Annotated in this window: 15 protein-coding genes; 5 read left to right on the top strand and 10 right to left on the bottom strand. The window is 63.1% G+C overall.

All coding sequences use genetic code 11. The features are described from left to right. The first annotated feature begins 2 nt into the window (after window positions 1-2). Window positions 3-1,526, top strand: coding sequence for an exopolyphosphatase (gene ppx / locus ACU5AZ_RS03580; protein WP_446824666.1), 1,524 nt, complete (start codon window positions 3-5; stop codon window positions 1,524-1,526). Window positions 1,527-1,530: 4 nt separating this feature from the next. On the opposite strand, the gene ACU5AZ_RS03575 is transcribed toward ppx, so the two are convergent. Then, window positions 1,531-2,430, bottom strand: coding sequence for an AraC family transcriptional regulator (locus ACU5AZ_RS03575; protein ID WP_446824665.1), 900 nt, complete (start codon window positions 2,428-2,430; stop codon window positions 1,531-1,533). On the opposite strand from ACU5AZ_RS03575, the gene ACU5AZ_RS03570 reads away from it, so the two are divergent. Together ACU5AZ_RS03570 and ACU5AZ_RS03565 are read left to right on the top strand one after the other, a co-directional pair. Continuing rightward, window positions 2,429-2,836, top strand: coding sequence for a DUF2000 family protein (locus ACU5AZ_RS03570; RefSeq protein WP_446824664.1), 408 nt, complete (start codon window positions 2,429-2,431; stop codon window positions 2,834-2,836). The two genes, ACU5AZ_RS03575 and ACU5AZ_RS03570, sit on opposite strands and share 2 nt — an antisense overlap. A 41-nt stretch (window positions 2,837-2,877) precedes the next feature. Continuing rightward, window positions 2,878-3,423 carry a hypothetical protein gene (locus ACU5AZ_RS03565; protein WP_446824663.1) on the top strand — a complete coding sequence of 182 codons (546 nt, stop codon included), beginning with the start codon at window positions 2,878-2,880 and terminating at the stop codon, window positions 3,421-3,423. Window positions 3,424-3,433: 10 nt separating this feature from the next. Here ACU5AZ_RS03565 and rnd read toward each other — a convergent pair whose 3' ends face one another. The 4 genes from rnd to ACU5AZ_RS03545 form a co-directional block, all read right to left on the bottom strand. Next, the gene (gene rnd, locus ACU5AZ_RS03560) at window positions 3,434-4,579 is read right to left on the bottom strand and encodes a ribonuclease D (RefSeq protein WP_446824662.1); all 1,146 of its coding nucleotides are present in this window, start codon (window positions 4,577-4,579) and stop codon (window positions 3,434-3,436) included. Between the two features lie 61 nt (window positions 4,580-4,640). Further along, window positions 4,641-5,900, bottom strand: a complete 1,260-nt coding sequence (locus ACU5AZ_RS03555) for an MFS transporter (RefSeq protein WP_446824661.1) — start codon at window positions 5,898-5,900, stop codon at window positions 4,641-4,643. Window positions 5,901-6,075: 175 nt separating this feature from the next. Beyond that, window positions 6,076-6,531 carry a cupin domain-containing protein gene (locus tag ACU5AZ_RS03550; protein ID WP_446824660.1) on the bottom strand — a complete coding sequence of 152 codons (456 nt, stop codon included), beginning with the start codon at window positions 6,529-6,531 and terminating at the stop codon, window positions 6,076-6,078. 19 nt (window positions 6,532-6,550) lie between these two features. After that, the gene (locus ACU5AZ_RS03545; protein ID WP_446824659.1) at window positions 6,551-7,147 is read right to left on the bottom strand and encodes a TetR/AcrR family transcriptional regulator; all 597 of its coding nucleotides are present in this window, start codon (window positions 7,145-7,147) and stop codon (window positions 6,551-6,553) included. 298 nt (window positions 7,148-7,445) lie between these two features. Here ACU5AZ_RS03545 and aspS point away from each other — a divergent pair, with 298 nt between their 5' ends. Further along, entirely contained in the window at window positions 7,446-9,236 is a 1,791-nt protein-coding gene (gene aspS / locus ACU5AZ_RS03540; RefSeq protein ID WP_446824658.1) for an aspartate--tRNA ligase, read from the top strand. A 79-nt stretch (window positions 9,237-9,315) separates the two neighbouring features. On the opposite strand, the gene ACU5AZ_RS03535 is transcribed toward aspS, so the two are convergent. Beyond that, window positions 9,316-10,521: a hypothetical protein gene (locus ACU5AZ_RS03535; RefSeq protein WP_446824657.1), complete on the bottom strand. Its 1,206-nt coding sequence runs from the start codon at window positions 10,519-10,521 to the stop codon at window positions 9,316-9,318. A gap of 250 nt (window positions 10,522-10,771) precedes the next feature. On the opposite strand from ACU5AZ_RS03535, the gene parC reads away from it, so the two are divergent. Beyond that, window positions 10,772-13,018 carry a DNA topoisomerase IV subunit A gene (parC, locus tag ACU5AZ_RS03530; protein ID WP_446824656.1) on the top strand — a complete coding sequence of 749 codons (2,247 nt, stop codon included), beginning with the start codon at window positions 10,772-10,774 and terminating at the stop codon, window positions 13,016-13,018. Between the two features lie 48 nt (window positions 13,019-13,066). Here the strand turns inward: parC and ACU5AZ_RS03525 are convergent, their stop codons facing one another. The 4 genes from ACU5AZ_RS03525 to hemB form a co-directional block, all read right to left on the bottom strand. Continuing rightward, window positions 13,067-13,849, bottom strand: a complete 783-nt coding sequence (locus ACU5AZ_RS03525; RefSeq protein WP_446824655.1) for an arginyltransferase — start codon at window positions 13,847-13,849, stop codon at window positions 13,067-13,069. Between the two features lie 30 nt (window positions 13,850-13,879). After that, window positions 13,880-15,706, bottom strand: a complete 1,827-nt coding sequence (locus tag ACU5AZ_RS03520) for an SLC13 family permease (protein WP_446824654.1) — start codon at window positions 15,704-15,706, stop codon at window positions 13,880-13,882. A gap of 214 nt (window positions 15,707-15,920) precedes the next feature. Continuing rightward, window positions 15,921-16,379: an RDD family protein gene (locus ACU5AZ_RS03515; protein ID WP_446824653.1), complete on the bottom strand. Its 459-nt coding sequence runs from the start codon at window positions 16,377-16,379 to the stop codon at window positions 15,921-15,923. A 77-nt stretch (window positions 16,380-16,456) separates the two neighbouring features. After that, on the bottom strand, window positions 16,457-17,470 hold the full coding sequence (gene hemB / locus ACU5AZ_RS03510) for a porphobilinogen synthase (protein ID WP_446824652.1): 1,014 nt from the start codon (window positions 17,468-17,470) through the stop codon (window positions 16,457-16,459). Window positions 17,471-17,575: the final 105 nt, after the last annotated feature.

The raw sequence follows: 17,575 nt of genomic DNA, 5'->3' as shown, positions 1-17,575 counted from the left end.
TAATGGTTGAATCAGAAGCCCAGGGGCGCCTTCCGGGTATTGCTCCTGTCTCGGTGATTGACATCGGGTCGAATTCCATCCGCCTCGTTGTCTACGAGGGCCTTTCCCGCGCACCCGCCATCCTTTTCAACGAAAAGGTGCTCTGCGGCCTTGGCCGTGGCATCGCCTCGACGGGCAAGATGCACGAGGAGGGCGTCGAGCGGGCGCTTGCCGCGCTCCACCGCTTCAAGATTCTGTCGGCCCAGGCGCGTGCCCGCACCATCTATGCGCTGGCGACGGCTGCCGCGCGCGAGGCAAGCAACGGCCCGGACTTCATCCGTGCCGCCGAAGACATCCTCGGCCAGAAGGTCATCATCCTCTCCGGCGCCGAAGAGGCGCGCTATTCTGCGCTCGGCGTCATCAGCGGCTTCCATGAGCCCGACGGCATTGCCGGCGACCTCGGCGGCGGCTCGCTCGAGCTCATCGACATCAAGGGCCAAAGCTTCAGTGACGGCATCACGCTGCCGCTCGGCGGCTTGCGCCTGTCGGAATATTCGAAGGGCTCGCTCGAACGGGCGGAAAGCTTTACCCGCAAGCAGGTTGCGACCGCCGGTTTCCTCTCCAAGGGGCAGGGGCGCACCTTCTATGCAGTCGGCGGGACCTGGCGCAATATCGCCAAGCTGCACATGGAAAAGCGCGGCTATCCGCTGCACATGATGCAGGGCTACGACGTTCCGTTCGAGGAGATCATGCAGTTCCTCGGCGAGATCATCGACACCAAGGATCCCGGCAAGGACCCGGCGTGGTCGAGCATCTCGCGCAACCGCCGAAGCCTGCTGCCCTATGGCGCGATCGCCATGCGTGCCGTGCTGGAGGAAATGAAGCCGAGCTCTGTCTCGTTTTCTGCCCAGGGCGTGCGCGAAGGCTATCTCTATTCGCTCTTGTCCGAGGCCGACCAGACGCGCGACCCGTTGCTGTCGGCCGCCGACGAACTGGCAATCCTGCGCGCCCGTTCGCCCGAGCATGCCCGCGAGCTGGCCGAATGGACCGGCCGAATGATGCCGCTCTTCGGCATCAGCGAGACGGAGGAAGAAAGCCGGTATCGCCAGGCGGCCTGCCTGCTCGCCGACATTTCCTGGCGTGCGCATCCCGACTATCGCGGACTGCAGGCGCTCAACATCATCGCCCATTCCTCCTTCATCGGCATCACCCATCCGGGCCGCGCCTTCATCGCGCTGACCAATTATTTCCGCTTTGAAGGTCTTCGCGAGGACGGCGCTTCCAAGCAGCTGGCCGATATCGCCACGCCGCATTTCCTCGAGCGCGCCAAGCTCGTCGGCGGGTTGCTGAGAGTCGTCTACCTCTTTTCCGCCTCCATGCCGGGCGTGGTGAGGAACCTGAGCTTCGTCGTGTCCGACAATCCGGACCTCGACCTCGAATTTGTGGTTCCGGCGGAATATCACGATTTCCGCGGCGAACGGCTCGACGGGCGCCTGCAGCAGCTGGCCAAACTGACCGGCAAGCGGCTCGCTTTCCGCTATCTCTGAAGCCTCAGGACGCCGACTGCAGCGCCAGCCAGCGGCCGGGCGTCATGCCGTATGTCTTCTTGAAATGCCGGGTCATGTGGGCCTGGTCCGCGAAGCCGCTGTCGAAGGCGGCATCCGCCAGGCCATGCCCCTGGCGCATCAGCCTGCGCGCCACATCCAGCCGGCGCAGCACCTGGAAGCGGTGCGGGCTGGTGCCATAGGCCGTGCGGAATTGGCGTGCGAGTGTAAAGCGATCGATGCCGGCGACCATTTCGAGTTCGCCGGAATTGACGTTTCTGCGGCAGTTGTCGGTCAGAAAATCACGACAGGCCGACAAGGCCAGGCCATCGAGGCGTGATGCTGCTTGCCGGCGATCGTCGCTGTGCCGGTTAAGCCCGGCTGCAACCTCCGCCAGAAAGCAATCGAGCCTCAAGTCACCGATTTCCCGGTCGATATCGTCGAGGACGTCGGCAAGGCTCGAGCGCAGGTTCGGGTCGTCCATCACCGGCGCCGGCACGAAGGGCAGGCGGCCGCCCGACCCACCCGCGGCATCGGCAACGCGGTCCGGCGGAATGTAGACCATGCGGTAGCGCAGGCCGCTTTCGGTGCCGGCTCCGCCGTCGTGCAACTCGTCCGGATGCAAGATGATGAGCTGCCCCGGCATGGAGAAGCGGGATGCGCCACGATAGCGGAAGGTCTGCACACCGCTGACGGTGATCCCCAGCGCATAGGTGTCGTGCCGGTGCGGCGCAAAGCCGTTGCCGTGGAACCGCGCCTCGATCCGCTCGATGCCATTTTCCTCCGGTGCAGAGCGGATCTCGTCCGTCTCGATCCTGCACGAACCTTCAAGACCATCCGGCGCGCTCGCCGATAGGGTCCCGGCCGAACCCATCTTGTGAAAGCCTTTCGTGGAGTTGCCCTGCATGTTCGAAACCAAGTTCGTTGTCGTGGTGCGTGAGGATCTGGCCGTCTGGCAGAAGCTCAACGTCACCGCCTTTCTCGCCACCGGCGTCGCTGCAGCCAAGCCGGAAATCATCGGCGAAGCTTACCGGGATGCGGAGGGCCATGTCTATAATGCGATGAGCGTGCAGCCGATCATCGTGCTCGCCGCCGACGGCGACACCCTGTCGAAGATTCACCGCCGCACGCTGGAGCGCGACATCGCCTCGACGCTCTATATCGAGGAGATGTTTTCGACCGGCCACGATACCGCCAACCGGGAGGTCTTTTCCGCCTACGGCCCGGACGACGCCAGGGTCGTCGGCATCGCCTTCCACACGGACAGGAAAATCGCCGACAAGGTTTGCAAGGGAGCCCGGATGCACCCCTGAGGCGCTTGAGGTCGGCGGTGAGGGACGCTATAGCGTCGGCCATGGCGAATAGGACGACCGGATCGGACAGCGTATCGCTCGTGGCGGATTGCAGCCGCTGCGCGGCGCTCTGCTGCGTCGCCTTCCATTTCGACAAGGGCGATGAATTCGCCTACAACAAGGACGCCGACGCGCCCTGCCTGCATCTGTCGGCACGGCATTCCTGCACGATCCACAGCATGCTGGAGGAGCAGGGCTTTTCCGGCTGCGTCGCCTTCGATTGCAAGGGTGCCGGACAGCGTGTGACGCAGGAGGTCTTCGGCGGACGCTCGTGGCGTGACGATGCCGGCATCGCTGCCACCATGTTCGAAGCCTTCCGGATTATGCGCCGGATGCACCAGAACCTGGACTATCTGGAAATGGTGGCGGACCTGCCGCTGACCGCCGAGCAGGAAGAGCAGCGGCGCGACCTGTTGCGCCAACTCTGTCCGGAGGGTGGCTGGACGGTCGAGACGCTGGAAGCCTATCAGCACGGCCCGCTGCCGCGCGCCGTCGCCGATTTCCTAGCCTCACTGAAAGACGCAGCCGCCAGGCTGCGCCACCGCTAGGCGTCCGGGCTCAAAGCTCGACGGCTTCCACCTTCTTGCCGGCAAACCGGAGTCCGATCTCGCCGTTGATCAGCTTCAACGCCACGTCGCCGAACAGTTCCTTGCGCCAGCCGTGCATGGCGGCGGCATCGGCATTCTCGCCGTCGGTCGCGATCTTTTCGAGGTCGTCGCTGTTGGCGATCACCTTCGGCGCGACACCGTGCTTTTCCGCCGTCAGCTTCAGCAGCACCTTGAGCAGTTCGACGGCCGCGCCGGAGCCTTCTGGTGACTGCTGCTGGCGCGGCATGGCCGGCAGTTCGGATTTCGGCAGGGCAAGCGCCTGGTTGACGGCTTCGAGCAGCTGCGCGCCGGCCGACGACCGTTCCCAGCCCTTGGGGATCGAGCGGAGCTTGCCGAGCGCCTCGATATCCTTCGGCTGCTGCTGGGCGATCTCGTAGATCGCATCGTCCTTCAGCACCCGACCGCGCGGCACGTTACGATTGCGCGCCTCGCGCTCCCGCCAGGCGGCAACGCTCTGCAGGACGGCGAGCTGCTGCGGCTTTTTCACGCGCATCTTCAGTCGCTGCCAGGCATCGTCCGGATGCAGGTCGTAGGTCTCCGGCGCCTCGAGGATGTCCATTTCTTCCTTCAGCCAGGACGTCCGTCCGTCACGTTCCAGCCTTTCCTTCAGCGCCAGATAGACGTCGCGCAGATAGGTGACGTCGGCGATCGCATAGTCCAGCTGCTTGTCGGAGAGCGGCCGGTGCCGCCAGTCGGTAAACCGCGAGGTCTTGTCGATATGCGCACCGGCGATGCGTGCGACCAACTGGTCGTAGGAGACCGAGTCGCCATAGCCGCAGACCATGGCCGCGACCTGCGTATCGAACAGCGGGTGCGGGATGAGACCGCCGAGATTGTAGATGATTTCGAGATCCTGGCGGGCGGCGTGAAAGACCTTCACGACGTTGGGATCGGCCATCAGGGCGAAGAAGGGTTTCAGGTCGATGCCCTTGGCCAGCGGATCGATCAGCACTTCCATCGATGGGTTGGCGATCTGGATGAGGCAGAGTTCCGGCCAGAAGGTGGTCTCCCGGATGAACTCCGTATCGACTGTTACAAATTCGGATTTAGCAAGCTTCTGGCAGGCGGCCTCAAGGTCCGCGGTGGTAACGATCATGTTCTTCTTACATTCTTGAAGACGGGAAACGGGCTATTCCTTGTCGCTTTCGGCCGTGATGTCAATCGCTTGGCCCGCTTTTGCGACCGCCGTCTCGCTCGGCGGGCGGTGTGGCGAGCTTGCTGAAGTAGAGAGAGGTGCGCAAAAGTGAGCGGAAACGCGAGCGCCGTTCGCCGGCCGGGATCGCCGCCCGCGCCGACATCCGGTAGATGGTGTAGCCGATGAAGGCTGCCTGGATGACGGACGTGTACCAGAACAATGCGTGCGGGCCGAAGAACTGAAGCATGACGGAGGCGAGAAAGGGACCGATTGTCGCGCCGACCGACCAGAAGAACAGGAGACCTGCAGCAATCGAGGCGTGCTGCCCGTCCTTCGCGAAATCGTTCGCATGGGCAGAACAGAGCGAATAGAGCGGCATGGCGAAGGCGCCGAAGATGAAGACGCCGGCAATGTTGCGCCACTCGTTGTTGCCCGCTGCGATGGCGAGATAAAGGCCGGCGATCAGCGCGCCGGTGGTCGTTACCAGCAGGATTTTGCGCCGGTCGATGCGGTCGGAAAAATGCCCGAGAGGATATTGCAGCACCACGCCGCCGATGATGCCGGCGCTCATGAAGCTCGCGACCTCGGCGATCGAGAAGCCGACATTCGACGCGTAGAGGGGCCCGACATAGCGGAAGGCGGCCATGGTGAGACCGACGACCACGACGCCGACGACGGCGAGCGGCGAGACCTGCCAGATGGTGCGCACGTCGAACTTGACGGCGCTCGGAACGGCCGGGCTCGACTTGTCGGCAAGCGAGATCGGCACCAGGGACAGGGTCGTTGCCATCGAGATCACCGCGAAGGCGGCAAAGCCGGGGATGCCGGCGACCGGGATGAGATACTGACCGGCCGTGACGGAGAACAGGTCGACGAAGCGATAGATGGAGAGCGTGCGCGCCCGCGTGTGATTGGTGACCTTGGCGTTGATCCAGCTTTCGACCGTCGCGAACAGGCCGGCGACGCAGATGCCGGTCAGGAAGCGCATCAGGAACCAGAAGACCGGATCGATCAGCAGCGCCATCGACAGCGAGGCGCTGGCGGCGATCGCCGCGAGGGCGGCAAACAGCCGGACATGTCCGATCGCCCGCAACAGCCGCGTGACATAGATGCAGCCGATGGCGAAGCCGAGCGAGTAGCCGGCGCCGATGATGCCGATCAGGGTGACGGAGAAGCCTTCATACGCGCCGCGCAGCGGAATGTAGGTGCCCTGCATGCCGTTCCCGCCGATCAGGATGCCGGCGGCGACGAGAAGAGGGATGAGGGCGCGGATCTGTGGCATGGACGGCTACCGGAACGCTGCGCGACTCGGATGATGCCTCGTTGCGCCAATAGCCATCAATAAACGGCCATCCGCTTCCATGACAATGCAAAGGTTGGAATGCACCGATAAACGGCGGAAATGACTGTCGTCCGGCCGCGGGGTGCATGGCCGGACGACAGGTTGGCTGGAGGCGTCAACTCAGGACGGAAATGCCGTGCCGGTCGCAGGCGCGCATCACGTCTTCCAGTTCGGCTGCTGTCGGCGGACCTTGCTCCGGCGCTTCCGTCTTTCCGAGGTCGCGGAAGAAGGCGGCCATCGAGCTTTCCAGCACGACCAGCATTTCCGCCGGAGTGTCGCAGCTGTTGACGTAGTTGTGGGCCTCGCGCGGGGCCACGGTGACGACGCTTCCCGGACCGGCAACGATCTGACGCGGCGGCATGGTGTCGAACAGGCCGAAGGTGATTTCGCCCTTCAGCACCCGGAAGATCTCCGCCGACTCATGCATATGCGGCGGCGTGCCGGAACCCGGCGGCACCATGACTTCGAGGACGGAAAGGTCCCGGCCTTCGACGTCGCCCATGAAGCGGACCTGGTCACGCACGACCCAGAGGGTTTCGGCGTTTTCGGCCCTAACAAAGCTTGCAGACATTCTGATTTCTCCTTGGAGGTTAAGACTGCTTTGGCATGCTTGCGTGGTGAATGAGTGTTTCGAGTGCCCAGGAGGCGACGTCGCCGGCTTCGGCGCCGGTCAGGCCCGCATAGTCCTTGAGGATTTCCCAGGCGCCGGCGCTGTAGAGCAGGTGTGCGACCGCCTCGACCGCCTTGGCCTCTTTCGGATCGGCCGTCTTCAGCGGTTCCTCCAGAGAGGCGTGGAAGGCTTCGCGCCGCGCCGGGACGGATTGCATCCGCATCGCTCGTCCGGCCGGCGTATGCAGGCTCGAGCGGATGATTCCCTCGTTCTCGTCGAACGCCCGAAAGGTCGCCTTCGGCGCGGCTATCAGTTCGTTGAGCGAGGAGGGGCGTGCCTGCGCGTCGAGCCTGGTGTTGATGAACTCCCAAAGGGCGTCGAGCAGCGTCTCCTTGTTGGCAAAGTGGCGGAAGACTGTCCGTCTCTCGACGCCTGCCGCCCGGGCGATCTCGTCCATCGAGAAGTCGGCATACGGATTGGCCTCCAGCAGACCCATCGCCGCCGACAGCACCTTTTCGCGCGTTTCGTTGGCCTGCGCCTCGCGGAGCGGGCTTTTGTATTTGCGGACTTCGGACACGGACACTTCCTCGGCGTTCAAATAATTTAATTTCACCATTAGTTACATGAAATCATATTGAGTGTCAATCATCCGGTTTGGTTTCCGGCCGGCAGTTGGGCAAGAGCGTGGGGCGGAGCGTGTGGAGGCATTGTTTGCTGCCGGGGAAGAGCAGGGGGCAGAGCCCGGCCTTCCGCCTTTTGCCTTGACAAAAGCGGTCCGGCATGCGCTTTTCCGCGCGATTTGTCTGCCGGTGGCCGTCGCGCGTCAGTGCCACGCATGCCGCCGCTTCACCAAGCACTGCAGGATAGAGAACAAGATGCACCGTTACCGCAGCCACACCTGCGCCGCCCTTCGCAAGAGCGATGTCGGATCGACCGCCCGCCTTTCCGGCTGGGTGCACCGCGTCCGCGACCACGGCGGCGTTCTCTTCATCGATTTGCGCGACCATTACGGCATGACCCAGGTCGTCGCCGATCCGGACAGCCCGGCCTTCAAGATGGCCGAGACCGTGCGTGGCGAGTGGGTGATCCGCATCGACGGCAAGGTGAAGGCGCGCACCGAGGACACCGTCAACAAGAACATGCCGACCGGCGAGATCGAACTCTATGCCGAGGAAATCGAGGTCCTGTCGGCGGCCAAGGAACTGCCGCTGCCGGTCTTCGGCGAGCCTGACTATCCGGAAGACGTCCGGCTGCGCTACCGCTTCATCGACCTGCGCCGCGAGACGCTCCACAAGAACATCGTCAAGCGCACGCAGATCGTCGCCGACATGCGTAACCGCATGGCGTCGGCCGGCTTCACCGAATACACGACGCCGATCCTGACGGCCTCCTCGCCGGAAGGCGCGCGCGACTTCCTCGTGCCGAGCCGAATCCATGAAGGCAAGTTCTTCGCGCTGCCGCAGGCCCCGCAGCAGTACAAGCAGCTGCTGATGGTCGCCGGTTTCGACCGCTACTTCCAGATCGCGCCGTGCTTCCGCGACGAAGACCCGCGCGCCGACCGTCTGCCGGGCGAATTCTACCAGCTCGACCTGGAAATGAGCTTCGTCACCCAGGAAGACGTCTGGAACACGATGACGCCGGTCATCACCGAAGTCTTCGAGCGTTTCGCCGAGGGCAAGCCGGTCACCAAGGACTGGCCGCGCATTCCCTATGACGTCGCGATCCGCAAGTACGGCACCGACAAGCCGGACCTCAGAAACCCGATCGAGATGCAGGCCGTGACCGAGCATTTCGCCGGTTCCGGTTTCAAGGTCTTCGCCGGCATGATCGAGCGTGACCCGAAGGTCGAAGTCTGGGCGATCCCGGCCAAGACCGGCGGCAGCCGCGCCTTCTGCGACCGCATGAACGCCTGGGCCCAGAGCCAGGGCCAGCCGGGCCTCGGCTACATCTTCTGGCGCAAGGAAGGCGAAAGCCTTGAAGGCGCCGGTCCGCTTGCCAAGAACATCGGCCCGCAGCGCACCGACGCGATCCGCACGCAGCTTGGTCTCGATGACGGCGATGCCTGCTTCTTCGTCGCCGGCGTTCCGGAGAAGTTCTACAAGTTCGCAGGCGAAGCCCGCACCCGCGCCGGCGAGGAACTGGACCTCGTCGATCGCGACCGCTTCGAACTCTGCTGGATTGTCGACTTCCCGTTCTACGAATGGAACGAGGACGAGAAGAAGGTCGACTTCTCGCACAACCCGTTCTCCATGCCGCAGGGCGGCATGGACGCGCTGCAGAGCCAGGATCCGCTGACGATCAAGGCCTACCAGTACGACGCGGTGTGCAACGGCTTCGAAATCGCTTCCGGTTCGATCCGTAACCAGTCGCCTGAAACCATGGTCAAGGCATTCGAGATCGTCGGCCTGTCGAAGGCGGACGTCGAGGAACGCTTCGGCGGCATGTACCGCGCCTTCCAGTACGGCGCACCTCCGCACGGCGGCGCCGCCTTCGGCATCGACCGCATCGTCATGCTGCTCGTCGGCGCGAAGAACCTGCGCGAGATCACGCTGTTCCCGATGAACCAGCAGGCCCAGGACCTGCTGATGGGCGCTCCTTCGGAAGCAAGCCCGCAGCAGCTGCGCGAACTCGCACTGCGCGTCATTCCGACCGCCAAGAAGGACTGATAATCCTTCCATCGAAGACAATCAAAAACCCCGACGGATCGCTCCGCCGGGGTTTTTGTTTTGGATCGGCTTGTGCCGCTTAGTCGTTCGCCGTGACCGTGACGCCGAGCACCTGCGGCAGCGTCTTCGGCGCGCCCATGGCGGCACCCATGATCATCGGGAAGGGGACGGCATCGGCGGGTTTCGCCGAGACGGTGATGTTCTCCGGATTGTCGAGATAGGTGTTGACCGCCTGGCTGACCATGTTCTGCAGTTCCGGGATCTGCAGCTGCGCCATGCCGATCGGCACCATGGCCTTCAGCATCTGCGCCATCTGCTCGCCTGACATGCCCTGGTCCTTGCCGGCCACGTCCAGCGCCCGCTCTGTGATCGAGTGATCCTCGAAGCGGATGGTGGCGCCGACGAAGCTCAGCTGCTGCATCAGGCCGAGCATCGCCATGCCGGACGCCTGCTGGGCCTCCGGCGTGTTGCCGCTGGCCTGGGCGGCCTTGGTGGCTTCCTGCAGGGCCCTCACGAATTCCAGCGTGTAGCCCGAAATCGACAGGCCGATATCGAGCTTGCCGACCTTGTCGAAATCATAGGCCATGGACTGCATGTCCAGCATGCCGCTCGACGAGTTCCAGTTGCCATTGCCCGAAAACGTTCCGCTGATCTGCATGAGATCGAGCGCCTGCATTTTTTCGCGTGTCTTTGGATCCATGTCCTTGACGCTCGACATGTCGATGAAGACGCCGCTGCCGGTGTAGTCGAAGGTCAGCGTGCTGTTGTCGCCGTCGACGCCGAGATTCATGTCGAGGCCGTCCATGGCGAACACTTTCGTGCCCTTGTCCTCGGCGCTGATCGGGCCGACATGGATGTTGCGATAGAGCAGCATGTCGGAAAGGCTGGTGGGGTTCGGCTTGATCTCGGCAGGCACCGTGATATCCGAAACCACGATGTCGCGCGCCTTGAAGGCGGAGCCTGCATCGCTGAAGTCGACATTGTCGAACGTCGCCTTGCCGATCGTGTAGCCGCCGTCGCCGGTTTCCTCGACATCCGAAAGCTCGACCTTGCCGAGCGGGATTTCCTTGTCTTCGCCGGGAACGCCGATGCTGACGCCGGACAGCGTGACGTTCGATCCGTTCGTCGATACGTCCTGCGCCTTCAGCGTCATGCCGCCCTGGCCCTCGTAGCTCTTGCTCAGGTGTTCGAACAGCTTCTCGCCGTCGAGCGCGAAGGCCGACGAACTCATGGCCGCGAAAGCAACGCCCGCCAGAAGCAGTCTCGTTTTTCTGTACTGAAACATGAAACCCCCAGAATAGAATAGTGTACAGGAACAGTATTGTCCGTCCCGTCATCTGCGATATACGCGATCAGATGCAAACCAGTATGTCACCAATGAATACGGCGCAATAGCGGCGGGCAGGGCGTTGGCGGGCGGGTTTAACGAAGCCTTAAACGGCGCGAAAATAGGGCTGGGGCGCTGAACACCTTAATCCACAGGGGATTGCGCCGCCTTTCTTGCTCCTGCTGCCGATCCCGGATAGTCAGGAAACATGGGGAAATCGCTTGTACCGCCGGGTGACGGCGGCGATCACATTCAGCCGGTCGATTTGAAGGCGGCGCTCGAGGAGCGCTACCTCGCTTACGCCTTGTCGACCATCATGCACCGTGCGCTGCCGGATGTGCGCGACGGACTGAAACCGGTCCACCGCCGCATCGTCCATGCGATGAGCGAAATGGGCGTCCGGCCCAATTCGGCCTACAAGAAGTGCGCCCGTATCGTCGGCGACGTCATGGGTAAGTTCCACCCGCATGGCGACGCCTCGATCTACGATGCGCTGGTGCGCCTGTCGCAGGATTTCGCGATCCGCTATCCGCTGGTCGACGGCCAGGGCAATTTCGGCAATATCGACGGCGATGGCGCAGCGGCAATGCGTTACACCGAAGCGCGCATGACGGAAGTCGCCGCACTTCTGCTGCAGGGCATCAACGAGGATGCCGTCGACCTGCGCCCGACCTATAACGAGGAAGACGAAGAGCCGGTCGTTCTGCCGGGCGCCTTCCCGAACCTGCTGGCGAACGGCGCCTCCGGCATCGCCGTCGGCATGGCCACCTCGATCCCGCCGCACAATGCGCACGAAATCTGCGACGCGGCACTGCACCTGATCAGGCATCCGGACGCCACGATCGAGAAGCTGATCGAGTTCATGCCCGGTCCGGACCTGCCGACCGGCGGCATCATCATCGAGAGCCGCGAAAGCATCATCGAATCCTACAAGACCGGCCGCGGCGGCTTCCGCGTTCGCGCCAAGTGGGAGACGGAAGATCTCGGCCGCGGCGGCTTCCAGATCATCGTCACCGAGATTCCCTATCAGGTGCAGAAGTCGCGCCTGATCGAGAAGGTCGCCGAACTGCTGATCGCCCGCAAGCTGCCGCTCTTGGAAGACATCCGTGACGAATCGGCCGAAGACGTCCGCATCGTGCTGGTGCCGAAGAGCCGCACCGTCGATCCCGTCCTCCTGATGGAATCGCTGTTCAAGCTCACCGACCTCGAAAGCCGCATCTCGCTCAACATGAACGTGTTGTCGATGGGCAAGGTGCCCAAGGTGATGGCGTTGAACGACGTGCTGCTGGAGTGGCTGGCGCATCGCCGCGACGTGCTCATCCGCCGCTCGCGCTTCCGCCTTGCCGCCATCGAGCGTCGCCTGGAAATCCTCGGCGGTCTGCTGGTCGCTTACCTCAACATTGACGAGGTAATCCGCATCATCCGCGAGGAGGATGAGCCCAAGCAGGTGATGATGGAGCGCTTCTCCATCTCCGACATCCAGGCCGAAGCCATCCTCAACATGCGCCTGCGCTCCCTGCGCAAGCTCGAGGAATTCGAGATCCGCAAGGAGCACGACGAGTTGTCGACCGAAAAGGCCGGCATTGAAGCCTTGCTCGCCTCCGACGAGAAGCAGTGGCAAACCGTTGCCTGGGAGATCGGCGAGGTCAAGAAGACCTACGCCAAGGCGACCCCGCTCGGACGCCGCCGTACCCAGTTTGCCGACGCGCCGGACGCCGACGACGAGGCGATCCACCAGGCGATGATCGAGAAGGAACCGATCACCGTCGTCATTTCGGAAAAGGGCTGGATCCGCGCCCTGAAGGGCCACATGTCCGACGTCTCGTCGCTGACCTTCAAGGAAGGCGACAAGATGGGCGTGTTCTTCAACGCCCAGACGACCGACAAGATCCTGATGATCACCACCGGCGGCAAGGCCTACACGCTCGGCGCCGACAAGCTGCCGGGCGGCCGTGGTCACGGCGAGCCCTTGCGCCTCATGGTCGACATGGAGCCGGGCCACGACATGCTGACGGCGTTCGTCCACGATCCGGAGCGCAAGCGACTGATGGTCTCGACTGCCGGCAACGGCTTCGTCGTTGCCGAAAGCGACATGATCGCCAACACCCGCAAGGGCAGGCAGATCATGAACGTCTCTCTGCCGGACGAAACACGGCTTGCCGCCGAAGTGAAGGGCGATCACGTCGCCGTCGTCGGCGAGAACCGCAAGTTGGTCGTCTTCCCGCTGGTGCAGATACCAGAGATGTCGCGCGGCAAGGGCGTCCGCCTGCAGCGCTACAAGGATGGCGGCGTGTCCGACGTCCGCTGCTTCGCGATGGAGGAGGGGTTGACCTGGGACGACAGCGCCGGCCGTACCTTTGTGCGCAAGCGTGATGAGCTGGCCGAATGGCTCGGCGACCGCGCTACCGCCGGACGGCTTGTGCCCAAGGGTTTCCCGCGTTCGGGCAAGTTCTGACCGGCGTGAGGGGGCTCGCCGGCTAGGATCTGGACAATGGCCTGGGGGTCATTCCTGGCTGTCGTCCAGTTCTTCCCCGGCTTCCGCCTCATACCGCTGCCAGCCCTTCGGCATCAGGTGCTCCTGCGGCTGGAAGCGGGTCTTGTAGTGCATCTTCTTCGAACCGTTGACCCAGTATCCGAGATAGACATGCGGCAGGCCCATCGCCTTGGTGCGGCGGATATGGTCGAGGATCATCAGTGAGCCGAGCGAGCGGTGGTCCAGTTCCGGGTTGAAGAAGGAATAGACCATCGACAGTCCGTCGCACATGACGTCGGTGAGCGCCGCGGCGATCAGCTCGCCCTTCTTCTCCCCACCCAGGCCGTGGCCGGGTTCACGGATCCGGTATTCGATCAGCCGGGTCGTCACATGCGTGTCCTCGACCATGATCGCATAGTCGAGCGAGGACATGTCCGACATGCCGCCCTTCTGGTGGCGATCGTCGAGATAGCGGCGGAATAGGGAATATTGTTCTGGGGTCGGCTGCGGCGGCAGTTCGGTCGCCACCACGTCCTTGTTGGCGGCCAGGATGCGTTTCATCGAGCGGGTCGGCTTGAACTCGTCGGCGAGAATGCGCACGGAGACGCAGGCCCGACAGGTTTCGCAGGCCGGGCGATAGGCGATGTTCTGCGACCGGCGGAAGCCACCCTGCGTCAGTAGGTCATTCAGCTCGGACGCGCGCGGACCGACGAGATGCGTGAAGACCTTGCGCTCCATTTCGCGCGGCAGGTAGGGGCAGGAGGCTGGTGCTGTCAGGTAGAACTGCGGGGAGGTCGCGACTCGTGTGTTCATCTGAGGCTTGCGGATCCTTGGTTTCGAAGATCAGAAACCATAATACCATGGCGCAACTATTGAAAACGTCAACCAAATGATGATGACGAGCGGCGTGCCGGCCTTGATGAACTCCGCGAAACTGTAATGACCGGGGCCCATGACCAGCAGGTTCGTCTGGTAGCCGATGGGCGTGGCGAACGAGCAGTTGGCGGCAAAAATCACAGCCATTGCAAAGGCTTCGCGCGAAACGCCGACCTTGTTGGCGATGTCGAGCGCGATCGGCATGAAGAGTGCCGCGACCGCATTGTTGGACAGCACGTTGGTCATCACCGCCATCAGCAGGAAGAGCACCGACAGGATCATCGCCGGCGGTGCGCCGTCCATCATCGACACGGTTTCGGTGGCGATCAGGTGCGCGCCGCCGGTTGATTCCAACGCGGTCGCCATGGCGATGGAGGTGCCGATCAGCAGGAAGATCTGCTTGTCGAAGGCGCGACTCGCCTGGTTGATCGTCAGGCAGCCGGTGGCGATCATCAGCACGGCGCCGGCAATGGCGTTGACGACGATCGGCGACACGTCGAAGGCCGAAAGCAGCACGATGCCGGCAAAGATCAGCGCGGCGAGGATCGCCTTCTGCCGCTGCGGCACGGCTTCCGCGGAGTGTTCGAGCAGCAGGATGTCGTGGTTGCCGCGCATCGATTCGATTGCTTCCAACGGTCCGCCGAGCAGCAGCGTGTCGCCGGCCTCGAGACGGACTTCGGACAGCGCGGTGCGCGCCATCCGGCTCTTGCGCTGCACGCCGAAGACGGCGACGCCGAACTGCGGCTGCAGGCCGGAAAGCTGGATGGTGCGGCCCTCGAAGCGCGAGCCGGGTGCGATCACCGCCTCGACCAGATGATAGTCGGCGGCCGGCGGCGCCGGATCGGCCAGCGCTTCGCCGGGAACATTGGTATGCTCCAGCGCCGGGCCCTTTTCGCCCTTGGCGATCGCCTCCATGAAGGCCTTGCGGGTGCCGGTGACAATGAGCTTGTCCCCGGGTTCGAGGATGACGCCGTCATAGGGCGGCAGGATCGGCACATCGCGGCGAAGCAGAAGACGCGGCGTCAGGTTCTTGATTTCGGGAAAGAAGCCGGCTTTCGACTGCATGCCGGCAAAGCGGTGGCCGCTGGTAATCACGATCTCGCCGAGGAACTGCGCCCCGCTCATCGTCTGCTGCGTCGATTGCGACGGACGCTCCTTCAACAGTCTCGGAAGGATGAGAAGCACGTAGATCGAGCCGACCAGCGCCAGGATGAGGCCGATCGGGCTCATGTCGAACATGCGGATATCGACATGATACTTCGAAGCGATGCCGGCGGCGATCATGTTCGTCGACGAGCCGATCAGCGTGGTCATGCCGCCGAGGATCGTGATGAAGGAGAGCGGCATGAAGACCTTGGCCGACGGCACCTTCTGTTTCGCCGCAATGAAGGCGAGGATCGGGATGAAGATCACCACCACCGGCGTGTTGTTGAGGAAGGCGCTGGTGAAGCCGGTGACGCAGAGAATGATGATGACGGTGCGCCAGGGCTTGTTGCCGCCGAGCTGTCCGAGGAAGCGGGCAGGGGCTTCCAGCGCGTCGGTGGCAAAGAGGCCCTGGCCGATGATCAGCAGCGCAATGACCGTCGCCAATGCCGGATTGCCGAAACCCTCGAGAAGCGCGTTGACGCTGAAGATGCCGCCGCCCTCCATCGGCATCGGAAAGAGGCCGAAGGTGATCAGCAGTGCTGCCAGAGTGCCGAGCGAGACGGCTTCGATGGAGAAGCGGTCCGAGGCGAATGCGATGATGGTGGCGGCAATGATAAGAAACGTAATGATAATATGAAAATCAGCCATTCAAGCTTTCCGCCAAAGTCCCCGTACGGTGTCCTGATGCCGAATGTGAATGCCCCGGTATCTGCGAAGATGTTTAATGTCGAGCCACGCGCCGCGACAGACTATCCGTTTCCGCCGGCGCGGCAAATGGAAAATTCTTTTTCAAAAATGACGAAAGCCGCCCGATTAAGATCGGACGGCTGACGGTTCTGGATGCGATGGGGGAAGGCGCGTGTCAGTCGGTGCGCATGACGACAGTGCCGAGAAGCAGGTCGTGCAGCAGGCGGCCGCGCTCGGTGAAGAGACCGGCGAGCAGAATGAGTGGCGTCAGCACCGAGTTGAAGATCCAGAACAGCACCAGATGCACCAGCGCGGTCAGGAAATCGATGCGGCGGCCGTCGACGCGCACCATGCGGGTGTTCATCGCCCGCATGCCGAGCGAGGCCTGCGACGGTCCCGACAGCGTCATGCCGAAATAAAGGCCGGCGACGACGAAGAACAGCACCGGATACAGGAAGAAGCCGAGCCCCAGCGTCACCACGCCGATGAAGGCGACGATGACGGCTGCCGGAATGCAGAGCAAGAGCACGATCAGGTAATCGAGCAGGAATGCCAGCACACGGCGGCTCAGGATGCCGCTATAGGCTTGCCACTCGTCGCGCGGGCCATAGGGTTGAACTTCGGGCAGTGCCATTTTCGTCTCCAGACAATCGTTCTTGCATTTATTTGGGAACGATCACCCGCGACTGCAAGTTCCGCCGCGCCCGTCCGTTATCCCTTCGACAGGATTTTGGCCACGTCGACCGCGAAGTAGGACAATATCCCGTCGCAGCCGGCGCGCTTGAAGCACAACAGCGTCTCCAGCATCATGCGCTCGCCGTCGATCCAGCCATTGGCGGCGGCCGCGTTGATCATCGAATATTCGCCCGAGACCTGGTAGGCGAAGACCGGCAGGCCGAAAGCCTCCTTCATGCGCCAACAGATGTCGAGATAGGGAAGACCGGGCTTGACCATCAGCATGTCGGCGCCTTCCTCGACGTCGAGCGCGGCGTCGCGGATCGCTTCCGTCCCGTTGGCCGGGTCGATGTAGTAGCTCTTCTTGTCGCCCTTCAGCAGGCCGCCCGTCGAGATCGCCTCGCGATAGGGACCGTAGCAGCCGGAGGCGAACTTCGTCGCATAGGACATGATGCCGACATTCTGGTGGCCGGCCGCGTCAAGCGCGCGGCGGATGGCGCCGATGCGCCCATCCATCATTTCAGAGGGCGCGATGATGTCCGACCCCGCATCGGCCTGCATCACGGCGGCGCGGGCGACGAGGTCCACCGTCTCATCGTTGACGATCTCGTTGCCGCGCAGGATGCCGTCATGGCCATGGCTGGTGAACGGATCGAGCGCCACGTCGGTGATCACGCCGATGTTGGGCACATGCTTCTTGAAAGCGGCGGTCGCCTGGTTCAAGAGGTTGTTGGCCTCGAGAATGTTCGAGCCGGTCTGGTCGCGCAACTCCATCTCGATGTTCGGGAAGGTGGCGACCGCCGGGATCCCGAGGTCGGCGGCTTCCTTCACCGCTTCGACGGCGACATCGACGCTCATGCGGTTGACGCCGGGCATCGCCGGGATCGGATCCAGGATGTTGCTGCCGGGAACGAGGAAGATCGGCCAGATGAGGTCGTCCACCGTCAGCCGGTTTTCCTGCACCAGGCGGCGCGTCCAGTCCGCCTTGCGATTGCGACGCATGCGGCGGTGGCCGGTGATGTCATCGACGATGTGGGTCTTGTCCGTCATCTTATCTCGTCCGTTGTGCTTTAGTATTCCGGTTCATTATCACGGGCAAAACCAGAAAAGAACCGCGTGGGGAAGGGGAGGCGATAGGCATGATGCCGCATTATC

This window comes from Rhizobium sp. PAMB 3182 (assembly GCF_052908355.1).
Note: the sequence above shows the minus strand (reverse complement) of the source record. Positions and strands in the feature narration are given on the sequence as shown.